This is a genomic window from Agrobacterium sp. OT33, from assembly GCF_017313365.1.
Taxonomy (GTDB): domain Bacteria; phylum Pseudomonadota; class Alphaproteobacteria; order Rhizobiales; family Rhizobiaceae; genus Agrobacterium; species Agrobacterium rhizogenes_A.
Map to the genome: position 1 here is coordinate 217,164 of NZ_JAFLMZ010000008.1, position 16,558 is coordinate 233,721.

16 protein-coding genes are annotated in these 16,558 nt (G+C 60.7%); 14 read left to right on the plus strand and 2 right to left on the minus strand.

Features of this window, described 5'->3' with window-relative positions; all coding sequences use genetic code 11:
* Positions 1–107 precede the first annotated feature (107 nt).
* Positions 108–1,334 (plus strand): MFS transporter, encoded by a 1,227-nt coding sequence (locus JZX88_RS19550; protein WP_206914503.1) that lies wholly within the window; start codon positions 108–110, stop codon positions 1,332–1,334.
* Positions 1,335–1,746: 412 nt separating this feature from the next.
* On the plus strand, positions 1,747–2,052 hold the full coding sequence (locus JZX88_RS19555) for a hypothetical protein (protein WP_110758921.1): 306 nt from the start codon (positions 1,747–1,749) through the stop codon (positions 2,050–2,052).
* A 182-nt stretch (positions 2,053–2,234) separates the two neighbouring features.
* Here the strand turns inward: JZX88_RS19555 and JZX88_RS19560 are convergent, their stop codons facing one another.
* A complete protein-coding gene (locus JZX88_RS19560) occupies positions 2,235–2,702 on the minus strand; it encodes an Lrp/AsnC family transcriptional regulator (protein WP_065117950.1) in 468 nt (155 codons plus the stop codon).
* A gap of 121 nt (positions 2,703–2,823) precedes the next feature.
* Between JZX88_RS19560 and JZX88_RS19565 the strand changes: the two genes are divergently transcribed.
* The 11 genes from JZX88_RS19565 to ehuA all read left to right on the plus strand — a co-directional run bounded on the left by JZX88_RS19565 (position 2,824) and on the right by ehuA (position 14,748).
* A complete protein-coding gene (locus JZX88_RS19565; protein ID WP_206914504.1) occupies positions 2,824–4,302 on the plus strand; it encodes an NAD-dependent succinate-semialdehyde dehydrogenase in 1,479 nt (492 codons plus the stop codon).
* 13 nt (positions 4,303–4,315) lie between these two features.
* The gene (locus tag JZX88_RS19570; protein WP_206914505.1) at positions 4,316–5,719 is read left to right on the plus strand and encodes an aspartate aminotransferase family protein; all 1,404 of its coding nucleotides are present in this window, start codon (positions 4,316–4,318) and stop codon (positions 5,717–5,719) included.
* 171 nt (positions 5,720–5,890) lie between these two features.
* Entirely contained in the window at positions 5,891–7,339 is a 1,449-nt protein-coding gene (locus tag JZX88_RS19575; RefSeq protein ID WP_110758805.1) for a PLP-dependent aminotransferase family protein, read from the plus strand.
* Positions 7,340–7,407: 68 nt separating this feature from the next.
* Complete coding sequence (gene eutB / locus JZX88_RS19580) at positions 7,408–8,427, plus strand: hydroxyectoine utilization dehydratase EutB (RefSeq protein ID WP_206914506.1); 1,020 nt, start codon at positions 7,408–7,410, stop codon at positions 8,425–8,427.
* Positions 8,424–9,437, plus strand: coding sequence for an ectoine utilization protein EutC (gene eutC, locus JZX88_RS19585; RefSeq protein WP_206914507.1), 1,014 nt, complete (start codon positions 8,424–8,426; stop codon positions 9,435–9,437). The genes eutB and eutC overlap by 4 nt, the downstream gene beginning before the upstream one ends.
* Complete coding sequence (gene doeA / locus JZX88_RS19590) at positions 9,434–10,612, plus strand: ectoine hydrolase DoeA (protein WP_206914508.1); 1,179 nt, start codon at positions 9,434–9,436, stop codon at positions 10,610–10,612. The genes eutC and doeA overlap by 4 nt, the downstream gene beginning before the upstream one ends.
* A 4-nt stretch (positions 10,613–10,616) precedes the next feature.
* Positions 10,617–11,630: a N(2)-acetyl-L-2,4-diaminobutanoate deacetylase DoeB gene (gene doeB / locus JZX88_RS19595; protein ID WP_206914509.1), complete on the plus strand. Its 1,014-nt coding sequence runs from the start codon at positions 10,617–10,619 to the stop codon at positions 11,628–11,630.
* A 59-nt stretch (positions 11,631–11,689) separates the two neighbouring features.
* The gene (gene ehuB, locus JZX88_RS19600; RefSeq protein ID WP_110758812.1) at positions 11,690–12,541 is read left to right on the plus strand and encodes an ectoine/hydroxyectoine ABC transporter substrate-binding protein EhuB; all 852 of its coding nucleotides are present in this window, start codon (positions 11,690–11,692) and stop codon (positions 12,539–12,541) included.
* Between the two features lie 60 nt (positions 12,542–12,601).
* On the plus strand, positions 12,602–13,267 hold the full coding sequence (gene ehuC, locus JZX88_RS19605) for an ectoine/hydroxyectoine ABC transporter permease subunit EhuC (RefSeq protein WP_206914510.1): 666 nt from the start codon (positions 12,602–12,604) through the stop codon (positions 13,265–13,267).
* 12 nt (positions 13,268–13,279) lie between these two features.
* The gene (gene ehuD / locus JZX88_RS19610) at positions 13,280–13,972 is read left to right on the plus strand and encodes an ectoine/hydroxyectoine ABC transporter permease subunit EhuD (RefSeq protein ID WP_110758815.1); all 693 of its coding nucleotides are present in this window, start codon (positions 13,280–13,282) and stop codon (positions 13,970–13,972) included.
* Complete coding sequence (gene ehuA, locus JZX88_RS19615; RefSeq protein ID WP_110758816.1) at positions 13,969–14,748, plus strand: ectoine/hydroxyectoine ABC transporter ATP-binding protein EhuA; 780 nt, start codon at positions 13,969–13,971, stop codon at positions 14,746–14,748. The genes ehuD and ehuA overlap by 4 nt, the downstream gene beginning before the upstream one ends.
* A gap of 44 nt (positions 14,749–14,792) precedes the next feature.
* On the opposite strand, the gene JZX88_RS19620 is transcribed toward ehuA, so the two are convergent.
* Complete coding sequence (locus JZX88_RS19620) at positions 14,793–15,701, minus strand: LysR family transcriptional regulator (RefSeq protein ID WP_142858816.1); 909 nt, start codon at positions 15,699–15,701, stop codon at positions 14,793–14,795.
* Positions 15,702–15,818: 117 nt separating this feature from the next.
* Here JZX88_RS19620 and JZX88_RS19625 point away from each other — a divergent pair, with 117 nt between their 5' ends.
* Positions 15,819–16,541, plus strand: a complete 723-nt coding sequence (locus JZX88_RS19625; protein ID WP_206914511.1) for an SDR family oxidoreductase — start codon at positions 15,819–15,821, stop codon at positions 16,539–16,541.
* Positions 16,542–16,558 lie beyond the last annotated feature (17 nt).

Below are 16,558 nucleotides of genomic sequence, written 5' to 3' on the forward strand. Positions count from 1 at the left end.
CCACATACGTTGCGTATATTAGTTGACATACGCCACGTATGCAATTATCTCATTCACATACGCCACGTATGTGTGTGGTGGATACTCCCTGAACAAGGTGCATCCCGATGTCTAATCCATACAGAGAAATTTTCAGCGCTCCAGGCGCGAAGGGCTTTTCCGCCGCGGGCTTCTTCGCCCGCCTGCCGATTGCGATGGCGCCGATCGGCATCGTTGCCATGCTTTCCCAGACCCATGGCGAATATTGGCTTGCCGGTGCCGTCTCGGCCACTTTCGCGCTGACCAACGCCGCCGCCGCACCCCAGATTTCCCGCCTGGTGGACCGCAGGGGCCAGAGCAAGGTGCTCATCCCGGCCACCATCATATCGGTCCTCGCCTTTATGGTCTTGATCATGGCCACGAACCAGAAGTGGCCGGTCTGGACCCTGTTCCTCTCGGCCTTCCTTGCCGCCGCCATGCCGAGCATTCCCGCCATGATGCGCGCACGCTGGACGGAAATCTTCCGTGACCGGCCCGAGCTGAATACGGCTTTTGCCTTTGAATCCGCTGCGGACGAGCTTGTTTACATCGCCGGCGCCTCGCTTTCCGTCGGCCTCGCGGTCTCCCTCTTTCCGGAAGCCGGCATGATGATCAGCACGGCCTCGCTCGCGCTCGGCACCTTTGCCTTCCTGCTGCAACGGTCGACCGAACCCAAGGTACGCCCGGTTGAAAGCGGCCGACGGCAGCATTCGGCGATCCGGCTGCGGCCGGTCCAGATCATCACGCTCGCCCTGATCTTCGTAGGCTCGACCTTCGCCACGGCCGAGGTCAGCGCCGTCGCGATCACCAAGGAACTCGGTCAGCCGGAGGCCGCCAGCCTCGTCATCGGTGTCTATGCCATCGGTTCCTTCGTCGTCGGCCTGCTTCTGGGCGCAATCAACCCGAAAATGCCGCTGCAGCGGCAATTGCTGATCGCCGTCAGCGTCCTTGCCCTTACCGCTCTGCCGCTCCTCTTTGCCACCACAACGGTTGCCCTGCTCGCCTTCGCCGTATTCCTCAGCGGCATTGCGATCTCTCCCATCTTCATCACCGCTTTCGGCCTCATCGAGCGGCGTGTGCCGGAATCGATGCTGACGGAAGGTGTGACCTGGGTGATGACCGGCATCGGTATCGGCATGGCGCTGGGTGCCTTCGTCTCCGGCTGGGTGATCGACAATTTCGGTCCCACCAACGGCTTCTGGATGTCCGTCGCCGCAAGCCTTTCGACGGTAGCCATCATCGGTTTCGGCCAACGCAGCCTTTCTGGAGAGCAGAGACTTTCCGGCACAAAATCCGTGGCGCAGCCCGCCGAATAATACCCATCGGAGCCAGCCCTGTCGCCACATCCCGCGATCGGGTTGGCCCCGTTTCATCTTCACGGGTTGAGATCGCGTGCCGCCGCAGCCTTGCCAAGCAGCGGCGGCATCAACGCCAAATCGGCCGTCGCGGATCGCAAACCGCACGCTGACAGCCCCCCCGGACCCGCAGATATCAGGGCGGGCGACCACCTCGGGTCAGGGATCATGAGCGGTGAGCCGGGCGTGATTGAAATGCCGAAAATGGTCCGACAGACGGGGCGTTTTCCGGCGGAAGTCCGTGTCCCGTTCTCCAGACACGGGAAATACGTCCCTTCGATCCGCAATGGCCTTCGCAGTCGATAAAGGAGGTTGCACAAAGCCGGATTGACCGTTTTTAATGGCAAGGCAGCCACGGACGGGGAGGAAAATGATGGACGGACTAAACCGCTGGCGTCACATGACAAGTGCGCCTAAAAACGGCAATCGGATTCTTGTAACCATCCGCTCGTCAGAGCAGGGGCCAGCCGAAGTGGACCTTGCATACTGGTCGAAGGGCGATCAATTCGGTCCGGAAGGCTGGCGCGCCTCGGATTCCTCTCCTGGTCGGATTGTTGAATATACCGAAGCGGAATTGAAGTGTTGGATGCCGGTACCTTCGGCCAATGACAATGGCCTCTCAATGCCCTTTCCCTGGGAGGGAGAGGATGAACGCGAACTCGACGGCTCAGGAATATGACCGGCACACGGTCATACTCCGAACCTTCCGTCGACTAGATCGCCGCCATTCCATGGTCAAGCCGGGCAGGCCGCGCAAATCCTTGCGCTGAGCGGCCGGCGCGGCCCGATCAATCAGGACATGCCGGCGCGGCGATCCACCGCTGCGGCGTCGGTCTTGCGCGACCGTTTATCTGCAGCCGGTCAATTGTCGATGGGAAAGGCGAAGCCGGCCTTCACGCGATCCATGACAACCATCGTCTTGAACCCCTTGATATCGTGATTTTCGTAAAAGAACCTGCGGGTAAAGGCCTCATAGTCCTCCATGTCCTTTGCCGTGATGACCAGGATGAAGTCGGCGTCGCCCGTCACGTAATAACCGATCATGACTTCCCGCGTCGCGCGGATGGCTGCCTTGAAACGATCGACGATGTCCGCCCGCTCACGTTCCAGCGATACGAGAACGATCATTGTGATGCCGCGCCCGACGGCTTTGGGCGAGATGATCGCGACATCCGCTTCGATGACCCCTTCCTCACGCAACCGCTTCAGGCGGCGCTGACATGCCGTCGGCGACAGATTGACGATCTGCGCCAGTTCCTCTGACGTCAGGCGGTTGTTCTTTTGCACGGCGTCAAGCAACGCCCTGTCGGCTCGATCAATGCTGGTCATGCGGAATTCCTGCGTCATTGGGGAAAATTAAGCATTTATCCTGCACCGGAAGGAAAATAAACGCCGCCGATCGATCATGCCGCGCCGCTAAGCTCCTGGCAAATAAAAAGGGAGCCTGCTCATGAAAGGTATCGCCAGCGCGGCGCTGAAAAACCTGCATCGACCCGATCTGATCGAGCATCGTGCCTTTCTGGACGGGGCATGGGTGGCGCACGACAATTGGCTGAGTGTTATCGATCCGGCAACGGGTGAACATCTCGTCGATGTAACATCCTGCCCGCTTGACGATGTTGACGTCGCAATTGGTGCCGCCGGCAGAGCCTTTCTCGACTGGCGGGAGAGGCTGCCCGTCGAACGTGGCGATATTCTCCGCGCCTGGAGCAGACTGATGCGCGAAAACGCGCAGGATCTCGCCACGATCATCACTGCCGAACAGGGCAAACCATTCGCTGAATCGCTCGGCGAGATTTCCTACGGCGCCAATTTTCTCGACTGGTTCGCAAGCGAGGGCGAACGATCCTACGGGGAGACTATTCCGAGCCATTTGAAGGGCGGCAGCCTGTCCGTACAAATGCAGCCGATTGGCGTGACCGTCGCAATCACCCCCTGGAACTTCCCTTCCGCCATGATAACCCGCAAGGCAGGCGCAGCTCTTGCCGCGGGCTGCACCATGATCGTCAAGCCGGCGCCGGAAACACCGCTCTCGGCGCTGGCTCTGGCAAAACTTGCGGATGAGGCAGGTATGCCGGCCGGTGTCCTGCAGGTTTTGCCCGGCGAAGCCGCACCCCTTGCACGCCGCCTTCTGGAACATACCGATATCCGCGCATTTTCCTTCACCGGCTCCACCGAAGTCGGACGAATCCTGCTCACGCAATCGGCTGCCACCATCAAAAAGGCATCACTGGAGCTTGGCGGCCACGCACCCTTTATTGTGTTTGAGGATACCGATCTATCTCAAGCCGTGAAGGGCTGCCTCAGCGCCAAATTCGCCACATCCGGACAAGATTGCCTTGCGGCAAACCGCATCTACGTTCAACGCGCGCTTTACGAACGGTTCATCGATCGGTTCGCAGACGCGGCCTCCGAACTCACCGTTGGCCACGGCCTCGAGCCCGGCATCGACATCGGACCCATGACGCGCCCGTCGGTTTCCGAAAAGTGCCGTCAGCAGATTGCGCAAGCCCTCTCCTCCGGCGCACATCTTGTCTGCGGCGGGCAGGACAGCCCGCTAGGGGGGAATTTCGTAACGCCGACTGTGCTGGCCGATGTGACCGACGACATGCTGATTGCCCGCGAGGAAACCTTCGGACCGGTGGCCGCCATCCTGCCTTTTGATGACGAACAGGACGTGATCCGCCGCGCCAATGCGACCGAGATGGGGCTCGCGGCCTATGTCTACACCAACGATCTCGGCCGGGCGATGCGCCTCACCGACCGGCTGGAATACGGCATGGTGGCTGTCAACACACCCAAATTCACCGGTGCGCCCATTCCATTCGGCGGCTGGAAACAATCAGGCCTTGGCCGCGAGGGTTCGCGCCACGGCCTCATGGAATATCTCGAACCCAAATATGTCTGCTTCGGCAATCTGGCTGCCTGAAAGGAACTCGATTATGACCATCGACATCAAAAATATCGCGGAAATGGATCGAAACGCCGTTCTGCATCCCTTCACGCAGCTGAAGGATTTCGCCAGTGGCAAACTTGGTGAACCGACCATTGTTGAAACCGGCAAGGGCATTCGCATTGAGGACGCCCACGGCAAGCAGTTGATCGATGGCTTTGCCGGACTTTATTGCGTCAATGTCGGTTATGGCCGCACCGAAGTGGCGGAGGCCATTTCCCGTCAGGCCTATAGGCTTGCCTATTACCACTCCTACGCCGCCCACACGACGGACGAACTGGCCATCCTCTCCGACCGGCTGGTGAAGATGGCGCCGGGCAAGATGAGCAAGGTCTTCTACGGCATGTCCGGCTCGGATGCCAACGAGACCCAGGCAAAGCTCGTCTGGTACTACAACAACCTGCGCGGCAAGCCGCAAAAGAAGAAAATCATTTCCCGCGAGCGGGGATATCACGGCTGCAGCGTGGTTTCCGGCTCGATGACCGGCATGAGTTTTTATCACGACCATATGGACCTGCCGCGCGCAGGTGTGCTGCACACCGGCGTTCCGCACCATTATTGGGGCGCGGAAGCCGGTGAAACCGAACTCGAATTCTCAAAACGGCGTGCCGATGAACTCGAAGCCCTCATCCTGCGCGAAGGTCCCGACACGATAGGCGCCTTCATTGCCGAACCGGTGCTCGGCACCGGCGGCATCACGCCGCCGCCGGAAGGTTACTGGCCGGCGATACAGCATGTTCTGAGGAAATACGATGTCCTGCTGATCGCCGACGAGGTCATCACCGGCTTTGGCCGCACCGGCTCCATGTTCGGTTCGCAGCACTACGGCATCGAGCCGGATCTGATTACCGTCGCCAAGGGCCTTACATCCGCATATTTCCCGCTCTCCGGCGCCATCGTCGGTGAGAAAGTCTACAAGGTGATGGAGGAAGGCGCCGATCGCGTCGGCGCCTTCTCCCACGGCTACACCTATTCCGGCCATCCGATCGGCGCGGCCGCAGCAAACGCCGTGCTCGACATCGTCGAAAAGGAAGGCCTGCCGGGCAACGCACGGGCCGTCGGCAGCTATTTCCAGGAGCAGTTGAAGGCGAAGTTCGCGCAGCTTCCAATCGTCGGCGAAGTACGCGGCGTGGGCCTGATGGGCGCGATCGAGTTCGTGGCGGACCGGGAAAAGAAGACACGTTTTGCCCCCCATCTCACGGTCGGCGCGCGCGTTTCAAAGGCGGCACGCAACGGCGGCCTTATTGCGCGCGCCATGCCGCATGGCGATATTCTGGGCTTTGCACCGCCACTCGTCACAACGAGGGCGGAGGTGGACGAGATCATCGCCATTGCCGAAGCCGCCGTTCGCAGCGTCATGGATGATCTGGTACGGGCCGGCGAGAAAATCTGAGACGATCCGCCCCGCAGCGGCTCCCGCCATCAATGCCTCTTTGAACGGCATGCATACGACGATTGCGCTTATTCACAGTGCAATCGTCGCCGGTGATGCATAAGGCTTCATCTTTTCGAAGAACCATGCATAATGTCATGAAATTATGGTCGCCAAAAACGAGACAATTTCATGCGCCGTCAAGCCAATCCGCTCAGCCTCGATCCGGTTCCCGCATCGAAACCGGTGGCCTGGCGACCGACCCTGACCAAGCAGAAGGGCGAGACCAAACATTCCGCGCTCACGGAGCGCATCATCGCCGATATCGATGCCGGCGTCCTGAAGCCGATGGACCGCATGCCGACCCACCGCGATCTGGCGCGCGAGCTCGGCCTTTCCGTCCAGACCGTCAGTCTCTCCTACAAGGAGGCGGAACGGCTGGGTTATCTCAGCGGCGAAATCGGTCGCGGCACCTTCGTCAAGGCGCGGGTGACAGACCGCGCGGGCCGCATGATGCTGGATCACAGTCCGACAGAGGTGCTTGATCTCTCCATCATTCGCGGCGTTTATCTCGAGGAACATGAAACCGCCTCGCGCACTATCCTGCGCGAATTGGCGGATGGCGACAACTCAGGCTTCATGCGCCCCTGTCGGCCGGTCGCGGGCCTCGACAGCCATCGCGAGACCGCCCGCATCTGGCTTGGCATGATGGGCGTGACCGCCGGGGCGGAACGCATCCTCGTCACCAACGGCGCGGCGCACGGCATTTTCCTCGCCCTGAGCTGCATCGTCCGTTCGAACGACGTGGTTCTCTGTGAAAACCTGACCGACCATGGCATCATCGGACTTTCGAATATTCTGGGCTTCAGCCTCAAGGGGCTGCCCACCGATGCCGAGGGTATTCTGCCCGATGCGCTGGAAGCAGCCTGCGCGGCGGGTGGCGTGCGTGCACTCGTCCTCATACCCACTCTCAACAATCCCACCGGCCATGTCGCGGGCGCGGAGCGCAGGCGTGAAATCGCCGCGATTGCGGAGCGGCACGGTGTCTTCGTGATTGAAGACGAAGTTTATCGCCCGATGATCGAGGACGGCTTGCCGTCCATTACCGAAATGCTGCCCGATCTGGGCTTTTTCGTTACCAGCTTCACCAAGACGGTTCTGACCGGGCTGCGCGTCGGTTATCTCGTCGTGCCGCCAGCCTACTCCATCCGCGCTGCCTCGATCCTGCGCGTGTCGAGCTGGAGCGGAACCTATCTGACGGCCGAAATCGCCACCCGCTGGGTGGAGAACGGCACCGCGCGGCGGTTGCTGGATGTTCAGCGCGCCGAAGCGCGGGCAAGGCAAAGGATTGCGACTGATATACTCGGCGACCATATCGCCTCGACCCACCCCCTCTCCTTCTGTGCCTGGCTCAAGGTTCCGCCACGCTGGACGGAGGATGGTCTGGTCCGTTCCCTGACCAACCAGAACGTCGCGGTCACCCCGTCCGAGCCCTTCGTCGCCGGCCCCGGCCATGGCGGCGGCATTCGCATATGCCTCGGCGGGCGCCTCAATCATCCCAGTCTCGTCAAGGCGTTGACCACCGTGCGGCAGGCCTTCGAGCAACTGCCGCCGGTCTACGATATCGGTTCAATCGGCTGAGGCTATCTGCCGAAAATCATTGAATCATTACAATATAATAATTGACATGATTTTACTTCGCTCTCAACATGACAATCATGAAGAGCGAAAACCTGTCCATATCCGCCGAGAAAAACCCGCTTCCGGTCTCGCTGGCCGCGATAGAGCGGGCGGCATTGCGACTTGCCGGACAGGTGGAACGCACCCCGCTGGTTCGCTCGAACGCTCTTTCCGAATGCTGTGGCAATCCCGTTCATCTCAAACTTGAAACCCTTCAGCCCATCGGCGCCTTCAAGCTGCGCGGCGCGATGAACGCCATACTGTCACTTGACGAAGAGGTGCGCAGACGTGGCCTCGTCACCGCTTCCACCGGCAATCATGGCCGGGCCGTGGCCTTTGCCGCGACTAAACTCGGCATTCCCGCCACGATCTGCATGTCGGCGCTGGTGCCGGCAAACAAGGTTGAGGCAATCCGTGCGCTCGGTGCGGAAATCCGGATCGTCGGCAGATCGCAGGACGACGCACAGGAGGAAGTGGAACGCCTGACCAAAAGCCGTGGCCTGACCGCTATCCCGCCTTTCGATCATGCCGACGTCGTGACCGGCCAGGGCACCATTGGCCTCGAAGTCGCCGAAGACATGCCTGAACTGGCAACAATTCTCGTTCCTCTATCGGGCGGTGGCCTTGCGGGCGGTATCGCCGTTGCGGTGAAGGCGCTGAAGCCAAGGGCACGGGTCATTGGCATTTCCATGGAGCGGGGTGCGGCCATGCATGCGTCGATTAAAGCCGGCAGGCCCGTCTCGGTCCGGGAGGAAGAAACGCTGGCGGATTCGCTGGGCGGCGGAATTGGACTGGCGAACCGCGTGACATTCGCGCTTTGCCAGGCGCTTCTCGATGAGATCGTGCTGGTGTCCGAAGATGAAATCGCAGACGGCATCCGCCATGCGGCGCGTGAGGACGGCTTGACGGTTGAAGGTGCGGGCGCCGTTGGCTTCGCCGCAATCCTCTCCGGCAAGATCACAATCAGCGGCCCGACCGCCATCATCGTGTCGGGCGGAAATATCGATCCGGCGGTGCACAGGACGATCATCGACGGGGGAGCCGCATGAGCCGCATCACCATCCTGACCGAAAAAGACCTGCGGGCTGTCGTGAAGCTCGACCTCTCCGCCGTCGATTGCGTGGAGCGGGCCTTTGCGGCACTCGCCACCGAGGCTGTCGCCATGCCGCCGATCATGCGCCTCGATATTCCCGAGTTTCGCGGCGAAGTGGATGTGAAGACGGCCTATGTGCCGGGCTTTGACGGTTTCGCCATCAAGGTCAGCCCCGGTTTCTTCGACAATCCGAAACTCGGTCTGCCCAGTCTCAATGGCCTGATGATCCTCTTCAGCGCAAAGACCGGACAGGTGCAGGCCCTTCTCCTCGATAACGGCTATCTTACCGATGTGCGGACCGCCGCGGCCGGTGCTGTCGCGGCGCGGCAACTGGCCCGCAAGGACGCTTCCGTCGCCGCGATCTTCGGGGCGGGCATGCAGGCGCGTTTGCAGCTTGAAGCCTTGATGCTGGTGCGCCCGATCAGATCGGCGCGAATCTGGGCGCGGGACCACCAGAAGGCTGAAAGACTTGCGAACGATTTCGCCAGCGAACACGGCATCGAAGTCACCGCCATCGCCGATCCGCAGGCCGCCACGCGGGGCGCCGATATCATCGTGACAACGACACCCACCGAAAAGCCGATCCTGTTTGCCGACTGGCTGGAAGAAGGCCAGCATCTGACAGCCATGGGGTCGGATGCCGAACACAAGAACGAGATCGATCCAGCCGTATTCGCCAGAGCGCACTATGTCGCGGACCGCATCTCGCAGACCCGCATTCTCGGTGAGTTGCATCACGCCATCGCCGCAGGCCACGCCGCGTCGGATCAGCACTTCGCCGAACTTGGGGACGTCATTGCCGGCAAGGTACAGGGCCGCGTGTCGAGCAAGGACATCACCTTTGCCGATCTGACCGGCACCGGCGTGCAGGACACGGCCATCGCCAATCTCGCCTTTGCCCGCGCAAAGGAAGCCAAGAGCGGTCAAACCATCGAAAACAGCATAAAAATGGGAGACGCAGCGTGAGCGTAACGCTGAACTTTACGCGCGAGGAATATGCCACGCGCCTGTCCAAAACCCGCAATGCCATGGAAAAGGCCGGGATCGATCTTCTGGTCGTCACCGACCCGTCCAACATGCATTGGCTGACCGGTTATGACGGCTGGTCCTTCTACGTCCACCAATGCGTGCTGGTGCCGCCGGAGGGCGAGCCGATCTGGTACGGCCGCAAGCAGGATGCCAACGGCGCCAGGCGCACGGCCTATCTCGCCCATGACAATATCATCGGCTACCCGGATCACTACGTTCAATCCACCGAACGGCACCCGATGGATCTGTTGTCTGAGATCATCGAGGAGCGCGGCTGGTCCGGCCTGACGGTCGGCGTCGAGATGGATAATTATTATTTCTCGGCCGCCGCCTTCGCATCGCTGCAGAAACATCTGCCGAACGCGCGCTTCAAGGATGCCGCCGGTCTCGTGAACTGGCAGCGCGCGGTGAAAAGCCCGACCGAACTCGACTATATGCGCAAGGCCGGCAAGATCGTCGAGCTGATGCACAAGCGTATTGTCGATGTGGTGGAGCCGGGCATGCGCAAATGCGATCTCGTGGCCGAAATATACGATGCCGGCATTCGTGGCACCGCCGAATTCGGCGGCGACTATCCCGCCATCGTGCCGCTGCTTCCTTCGGGTGCAGACGCGTCCGCGCCGCATCTGACATGGGACGACAAGCCGATGCGCTCAGGCGAAGGCACTTTCTTCGAAATCGCCGGTGCTTACCGCCGTTATCATTGCCCGCTGTCGCGCACCGTCTTTCTCGGCAAGCCGACACAGGCATTTCTCGACGCAGAAAAAGCAACGCTTGAAGGCATGGAAGCCGGTCTTTCCGCAGCGAAGCCGGGCAACACCTGCGAGGACATCGCCAATGCCTTTTTCGCCGTGTTGAAAAAATACGGGATCATCAAGGACAACCGCACCGGCTATCCGATCGGCCTATCCTATCCGCCGGACTGGGGCGAGCGCACCATGAGCCTTCGCCCCGGCGACCGCACGGAGCTGAAGCCCGGCATGACATTCCATTTCATGACCGGTCTCTGGCTGGAAGACATGGGCCTCGAAATCACCGAAAGCATCGCCATCACAGAAACCGGTGTCGAATGCCTCTCCAATGTGCCGCGGCAACTCTTCGTGAAAGGCTGAGACGATGTTGAAGACCGCGCTTCGCCCCTCGCCGATCACGCCCTCCGTCGATTTTGACGCGAAGGGTGTGCAGCATGGTCATCTGCGGCTGCCATACAGCCGCGATGACAGCGCCTGGGGTTCGGTGATGATCCCGATCTGCGTCATCGCCAATGGCGAAGGGCCGACAGCCCTTTTGACCGGCGCCAATCATGGCGACGAATATGAGGGACCGGCAGCACTTTTCGAACTCGCCCACACGCTCGATCCGGCAGACGTGAACGGGCGCGTCATCATCGTGCCGGCGCTCAACTATCCGGCCTTTCGAGCGGGAACACGCACCTCGCCCATCGACCGGGGAAACCTGAACCGCAGCTTTCCCGGCCGCCCTGACGGCACGGTGACGGAGAAGATCGCCGACTACGTGACCCGTCATCTGATACCGCTTGCGGATATCGTTCTCGATTTCCATTCCGGCGGCAGGACGCTTGATTTCCTTCCCTATGCCGCAGCCCACGAATTGCCCGACAAGACGCAGGAAGCCCGGTGTTTTGAAGCGGTGGCGGCTTTTGCTGCCCCCTATTCGATGAAGATGCTGGAAATCGATGCCGTCGGTATGCTCGACACGACAGTCGAGGAGATGGGCAAGGTCTTCGTCACCACCGAACTCGGCGGGGCCGGCACGGCGAGCGCCAAATCGATCGACATTGCCCGGAAAGGCACCGTCAATCTGCTGCGCCATGCCGGCATCCTCGCCGGCGCACCGGCACCTGCGCCAAGCCGCTGGCTGGACATGCCATCCAGCGATTGCTTTACCTTTGCCGAAGACGACGGGCTTGTCGCCTTTGTCCGCGATCTGGGAGACGCGGTCACGGCGGGTGAAACTGTAGCCCGGGTTTATCCCGTCGGCAAAACCGGCCTCGCGCCGGTCGATTACCGCGCCTCCATCAATGGCGTGCTTGCCGCGCGCCATGTTCCCGGCCTCATCAAGGCCGGCGACTGCCTTTCCGTCATCGCCACGGTCACGGAGAATACCTAGCCAAAAATCATCGTGAGATCCGAAAACGGACCGCGCAACCCAACCAGAGGAGTAAGAACATGCGTATGACCAGACTTGCCGGGCTTTCCGCCCTCGCGCTTGCCATCGGTGTGACGTCAGCCAGCGCCCTGACTGTCGAGGAAGTCAAAAGCCAGGGCTATATCCGCGCCGCCACGGCCAATGAAGTGCCCTATTCCTACATGCAGCCCGACGGCACCTCCGCCGGTATCGGCCCCGATGTGGCCAATGCGGTTCTGAAATCGATGGGCATCGAGGAGGTCAACTGGACGGTGACGCCCTTCGGCACGCTGATCCCCGGCCTCAAAGCCCGTCGCTTCGATTTTGCGGCCGCCGAACAGAACATCTCGCCCGAGCGCTGCAAGCAGGTGGCCTTCACCGAACCGAACTCGTCCTATGGCGAAGGCCTGCTGGTGAAGAAGGGCAACCCGAAAAAACTCACCACCTATGCCGATATCGCCAAGGACCCCTCGCTGAAGGTGGCCGTCGTGTCGGGTGCCAACAATGTCGACTTCCTGCGTGCTGTCGGCGTCAAGGAAGAACAGATCGTCTTCATCCCCGCCAACGCCGATGCCATTCCGACCGTCCAGAGCCGCGCCGACGCCTACGCCGCCACGGAACTGACGGTTTCGGAACTCGCCAAGGGGCAGGCCAATGTCGAGCAGGTCGAGCCTTTCACCGATCCTGTCGTGAAGGATGCGCCGGTGCGCAACTACGGCGGTTTCGCCTTCCGGCCGGAAGACAAGGAGCTGCGTGACGCCTTCAACGCCGCGCTCGTCGAATTCCGCAAGACCGACGATTACAAGAAAATCCTCGCAAAATACGGCCTGTCCGAACAGAGTATCGCGGCGGCGGCCGAAAAGAAGGTCGCCGATCTCTGCGCCGGCAAATAATGCCAGCCGGCGCCCGGCCATAACCGGGCGCCGTTCCTCGGGAACTCGGGAAAACGCCAGATGGACATGACCGCTTACCTGCCGATGTTGTGGCAAGGTGCCGTCGTCACCATGACGATTACGCTCGCAGCCCTTGTCGTCGGCACGGTGCTCGCCTTTTTCTTCGGCATTCTGCGCGTCGAGGGTGGACCGATCCTGTCGGCCGTCGCGCTCTGTTATACGGAAGTATTTCGCGGCACCTCGCTGCTGGTTCAGCTTTTCTGGTTCTATTACGCGCTGCCGCTGGTCGGGCTGAGTTTCGATCCGATCACCACCGGCGTACTGGTGCTCGCCGCCCATGCCGGCGGTTATGGCGCCGAGATCGTGCGCGGCGCGCTGTCTTCCGTTTCGGTGCAGCAACTGGAGGCCGCACGAGCGCTGAACTTCACGCGGATGCAGACGCTGTTTCGCATCTCGCTGCCGCAGGCCGTTGTCGAGATGATGCCGGCCTTCGGCAATCTCGCCATCGAAACGCTGAAGCTTTCCTCGCTCGTGTCGCTGATCTCGATTGCCGACCTCACCTTCGCGGCGCAGTCGATCCGCAACCTGACGCTGGACAGCGCCAGCATCTATTCGGTCACGCTGCTTTGTTATTTCGCGATGTCGCTGATCCTGATGGTCGTCATCCGGGTGATCGAACGCTTCGTGCGACGCGGCAACGTCTTCCCGCGCACCCGCCATTCGTAAGGATATCTTCTCATGATGTATGGTTACGAATGGGACACGACCACCTGGCTCACCTACACGACCTCCATCCTGCCGATCATCTTGATCGGGCTTACGGTAACGCTGAAGGCCGCCGCCGCCGGTTTTGCCATCGCGCTGGTTCTGGGGCTCGTCTTCGCGCTGCTGCGCCGCAGCCGCGCAAAGATGATCTCCTGGCCGACCGCGCTGATTGTCGAATTCCTGCGCGATACGCCGCTTCTGGTGCAGCTGTTCTTTCTCTATTACGTGCTGCCGGATTTTGGCATTGTCCTGCCGGCGTTTCTCACCGGCGCGCTGGCGCTCGGCCTGCAATATGCCGCTTACACCTCCGAGGTCTATCGCGGCGGTATCGAGGCGGTGCATCACGGCCAGTGGGAAGCGGCGACCGCGCTTAATCTCACACGCATGCAGACCTACAGGGATATCATCATCCCGCAGGCCATTCCGCGCATCGTTCCGGCCATGGGCAACTATCTCGTCGCCATGATCAAGGAAACGCCGGTGCTTTCCGTCGTCACGGTTCTGGAAATGATGGGCCTTGCCAACATGATCGGCGAGCGCACCTTCGAATATCTGGTGCCGCTGACACTTGTCGGCCTGATCTTCCTCCTTCTGACCATAATCTGCTCGGCAGGCCTCAGCCGCCTGCAAAGGGCGCTTCCAAAAGCAGGAATACCCTTGCGATGACCAACAATACCAACCAGCCGCTGATCGAATTTTCCGATGTCACGAAACGCTTCGGCATTCTGACGGTGCTCGATCAGTTCAATTTCAGCGTCTCAAAGGGCGAAAAAGTCACCCTCATCGGTCCCTCCGGCTCCGGCAAGTCGACGGTTCTGCGCATTCTCATGACGCTGGAACCGTTCCAGGAGGGAAAATTGACGCTGGCGGATATGTCCTACCATGAAGAAGGAGCCAAAGGCCCGTTCAAAGCCTCTGAAAAACATCTGCGCCAGATTAGGAACCATGTCGGCATGGTTTTCCAGAGCTTCAATCTCTTTCCCCATATGACCGTGCTTCGCAACATCGTGGAAGCGCCGGTGCGGGTGCTGGGCATCGCCCGGGGAGAGGCTGAGGCGCGTGCAATCGAATTGCTGAAAATGGTGGGGCTGGCGGACAAGAAGGATCATTATCCGGTGCAGCTTTCCGGCGGCCAGCAGCAGCGTGTCGCCATTGCCCGCTCGCTTGCCATGCGCCCGCGTGTGCTGCTTTTCGATGAGCCGACCTCGGCGCTCGACCCGCAGCTGGTCGGCGAAGTGCTCTCCGTCATCCGCGGTCTGGCGCACGAACATGATCTGACGATGCTCCTCGTCACCCATGAGATGCGCTTTGCCCGGGAGGTGTCCGACCGCGTCTGCTTTTTCGACAAAGGTCGTATCTGTGAACAGGGAACGCCGGAGGAAATTTTCGGCGAACCGAAGGAAGAGCGAACCCGCGAATTTCTTTCCTCGGTTCTGCGGTAAAGGCGCACTCCAAACACCGCGCATCTGGCCCAAGGGTGCCCGGATCAGGATGATCGTGCGGATTGCCTGAATGTCTTGACGTGGTCGATCAGCGCCCGGAGTTTGGGCGCCAGATTGCGCCTGCTGGGATAATAGAGATAGAAGCCGGGGAAGTAAGGCGAGTAATCTTCCAGCAGCGGCACCAGTTCTCCATGATCGATCCAGCTGCGGAATGTATCTTCGATGCCGAAGGTGATCCCTGCCCCCGCCACGGACAACCGGATCATCAACGCCATGTCATTGGTCGTGATTTCAGGTGCGACGGCGACGCTGAATTCGCGCCCTGCTTCCGCAAATTCCCAGCGATAGGGTGCGCTGCGTGGGGCCGGTCGCCAGCCTATGCAGCGATGACGGGCCAGTTCCTTCGGATGGGAAGGCTTGCCGTTTCGCCCGAGATAATCGGGCGAACAGACGGCCAGCTGCCGCACATCCCCGGATATGGGCACGATGATCATGTCCTCATCGATCACCTCGCCCAGCCGCACTGCTGCGTCATATCCTTCGGCAACAATGTCGAACTCCTCATCGGTTACCACGACATCGATATGGACGTCCGGATAGTTGGCCGTGAAACCCGCGAGAAGCGGGCCGGACAGGAAGCCTTCGGCAATGGAGGAAACGGCGAGCCGCAACAGCCCGTTCGGCCTCTCGCGCAACTCGCCGGCCTGTTCCACCGCCGCCAGCATCTCGGTTATGGCGGGAGCGATATTGGCATAAAGGCCCTCACCCGCCTCCGTGAGACTGACACTGCGGGTGGTGCGTAACACCAGCGCCAGGCCGAGCATTTCCTCCAGTCGCCGAATTGTCTGGCTGACGGCGGAACGTGACACCCCCATGCGGTCGGCAGCGGCACGAAAACTCTTCAGCTCCGCCACCAGCGCAAAGACCGAAAGAGCATTCAGATCAGGCGTCATTGGTTAGAAACCCTTACCATAATGGAAACCAATAGGTATCTTATCTCAACAATAGCACCTGTCTATCTTTCGAGTAACCGCAATAGAGCAGCGGTTTCAAACAGGAAGGAAAGACCCATGAACAAGGTTGTTCTCATAACAGGAGCATCCAGCGGCATTGGCGCGGGTATTGCGCGCGAACTCGGCAGGGCGGGTGCGAAGCTCATGCTCGGCGCCCGCCGCACGGAGCGGCTGGAGGAGCTGGCACAGGAAATCCGGGAAGCGGGCAACGGCCATGTGGCAGTCACCCGGCTCGATGTCACTGACCGCGCGGACGTGGCGCACTTTGCCGATAAGGCCCGCGAAGTCTTTGGCCGCGTCGATGTCATGATCAACAATGCCGGCGTGATGCCGCTTTCCCTGATGGCCTCGATGAAGGTCGATGAATGGGACCGCATGGTGGACGTCAACATCAAGGGCGTGCTGCACGGCATCGCCGCCGTTCTGCCGGAAATGACGTCGCGCGGCTCCGGCCACATCATCAATATCGCGTCCATCGGCGCGTTGTCGGTGGTGCCAACCGCCGCCGTCTACTGCGCCACCAAGTATGCCGTGAGGGCAATTTCGGAGGGTTTGCGGCAGGAACGGCCGGATCTGCGTGTCACCTGCATTCACCCCGGCGTGGTGGAAAGCGAACTGGCCGAAACAATCACCGATCCCGCAGCCGCGGAAGCCATGAAGACCTATCGCGCCATCGCGCTGAAGCCCGATGCCATCGGTCGCGCGGTGCGTTTCGCAATCGAACAGCCGGATGACGTCGATCTGAACGAAATCGTCATTCGCCCGACAGCTGCCGCCTGAGGAGAAGACAGATGAAA

What these genes read in the sequence shown, in the direction of transcription:
- JZX88_RS19550 (WP_206914503.1), top strand. Translation starts at nt 108, where the DNA reads ATGTCTAATCCATACAGAGAAATTTTCAGCGCTCCAGGCGCGAAGGGC.
- JZX88_RS19555 (WP_110758921.1), top strand. Translation starts at nt 1,747, where the DNA reads ATGGACGGACTAAACCGCTGGCGTCACATGACAAGTGCGCCTAAAAAC.
- JZX88_RS19560 (WP_065117950.1), bottom strand. Translation starts at nt 2,702, where the DNA reads ATGACCAGCATTGATCGAGCCGACAGGGCGTTGCTTGACGCCGTGCAA.
- JZX88_RS19565 (WP_206914504.1), top strand. Translation starts at nt 2,824, where the DNA reads ATGAAAGGTATCGCCAGCGCGGCGCTGAAAAACCTGCATCGACCCGAT.
- JZX88_RS19570 (WP_206914505.1), top strand. Translation starts at nt 4,316, where the DNA reads ATGACCATCGACATCAAAAATATCGCGGAAATGGATCGAAACGCCGTT.
- JZX88_RS19575 (WP_110758805.1), top strand. Translation starts at nt 5,891, where the DNA reads ATGCGCCGTCAAGCCAATCCGCTCAGCCTCGATCCGGTTCCCGCATCG.
- eutB (WP_206914506.1), top strand. Translation starts at nt 7,408, where the DNA reads ATGACAATCATGAAGAGCGAAAACCTGTCCATATCCGCCGAGAAAAAC.
- eutC (WP_206914507.1), top strand. Translation starts at nt 8,424, where the DNA reads ATGAGCCGCATCACCATCCTGACCGAAAAAGACCTGCGGGCTGTCGTG.
- doeB (WP_206914509.1), top strand. Translation starts at nt 10,617, where the DNA reads ATGTTGAAGACCGCGCTTCGCCCCTCGCCGATCACGCCCTCCGTCGAT.
- ehuB (WP_110758812.1), top strand. Translation starts at nt 11,690, where the DNA reads ATGCGTATGACCAGACTTGCCGGGCTTTCCGCCCTCGCGCTTGCCATC.
- ehuC (WP_206914510.1), top strand. Translation starts at nt 12,602, where the DNA reads ATGGACATGACCGCTTACCTGCCGATGTTGTGGCAAGGTGCCGTCGTC.
- ehuD (WP_110758815.1), top strand. Translation starts at nt 13,280, where the DNA reads ATGATGTATGGTTACGAATGGGACACGACCACCTGGCTCACCTACACG.
- ehuA (WP_110758816.1), top strand. Translation starts at nt 13,969, where the DNA reads ATGACCAACAATACCAACCAGCCGCTGATCGAATTTTCCGATGTCACG.
- JZX88_RS19620 (WP_142858816.1), bottom strand. Translation starts at nt 15,701, where the DNA reads ATGACGCCTGATCTGAATGCTCTTTCGGTCTTTGCGCTGGTGGCGGAG.
- JZX88_RS19625 (WP_206914511.1), top strand. Translation starts at nt 15,819, where the DNA reads ATGAACAAGGTTGTTCTCATAACAGGAGCATCCAGCGGCATTGGCGCG.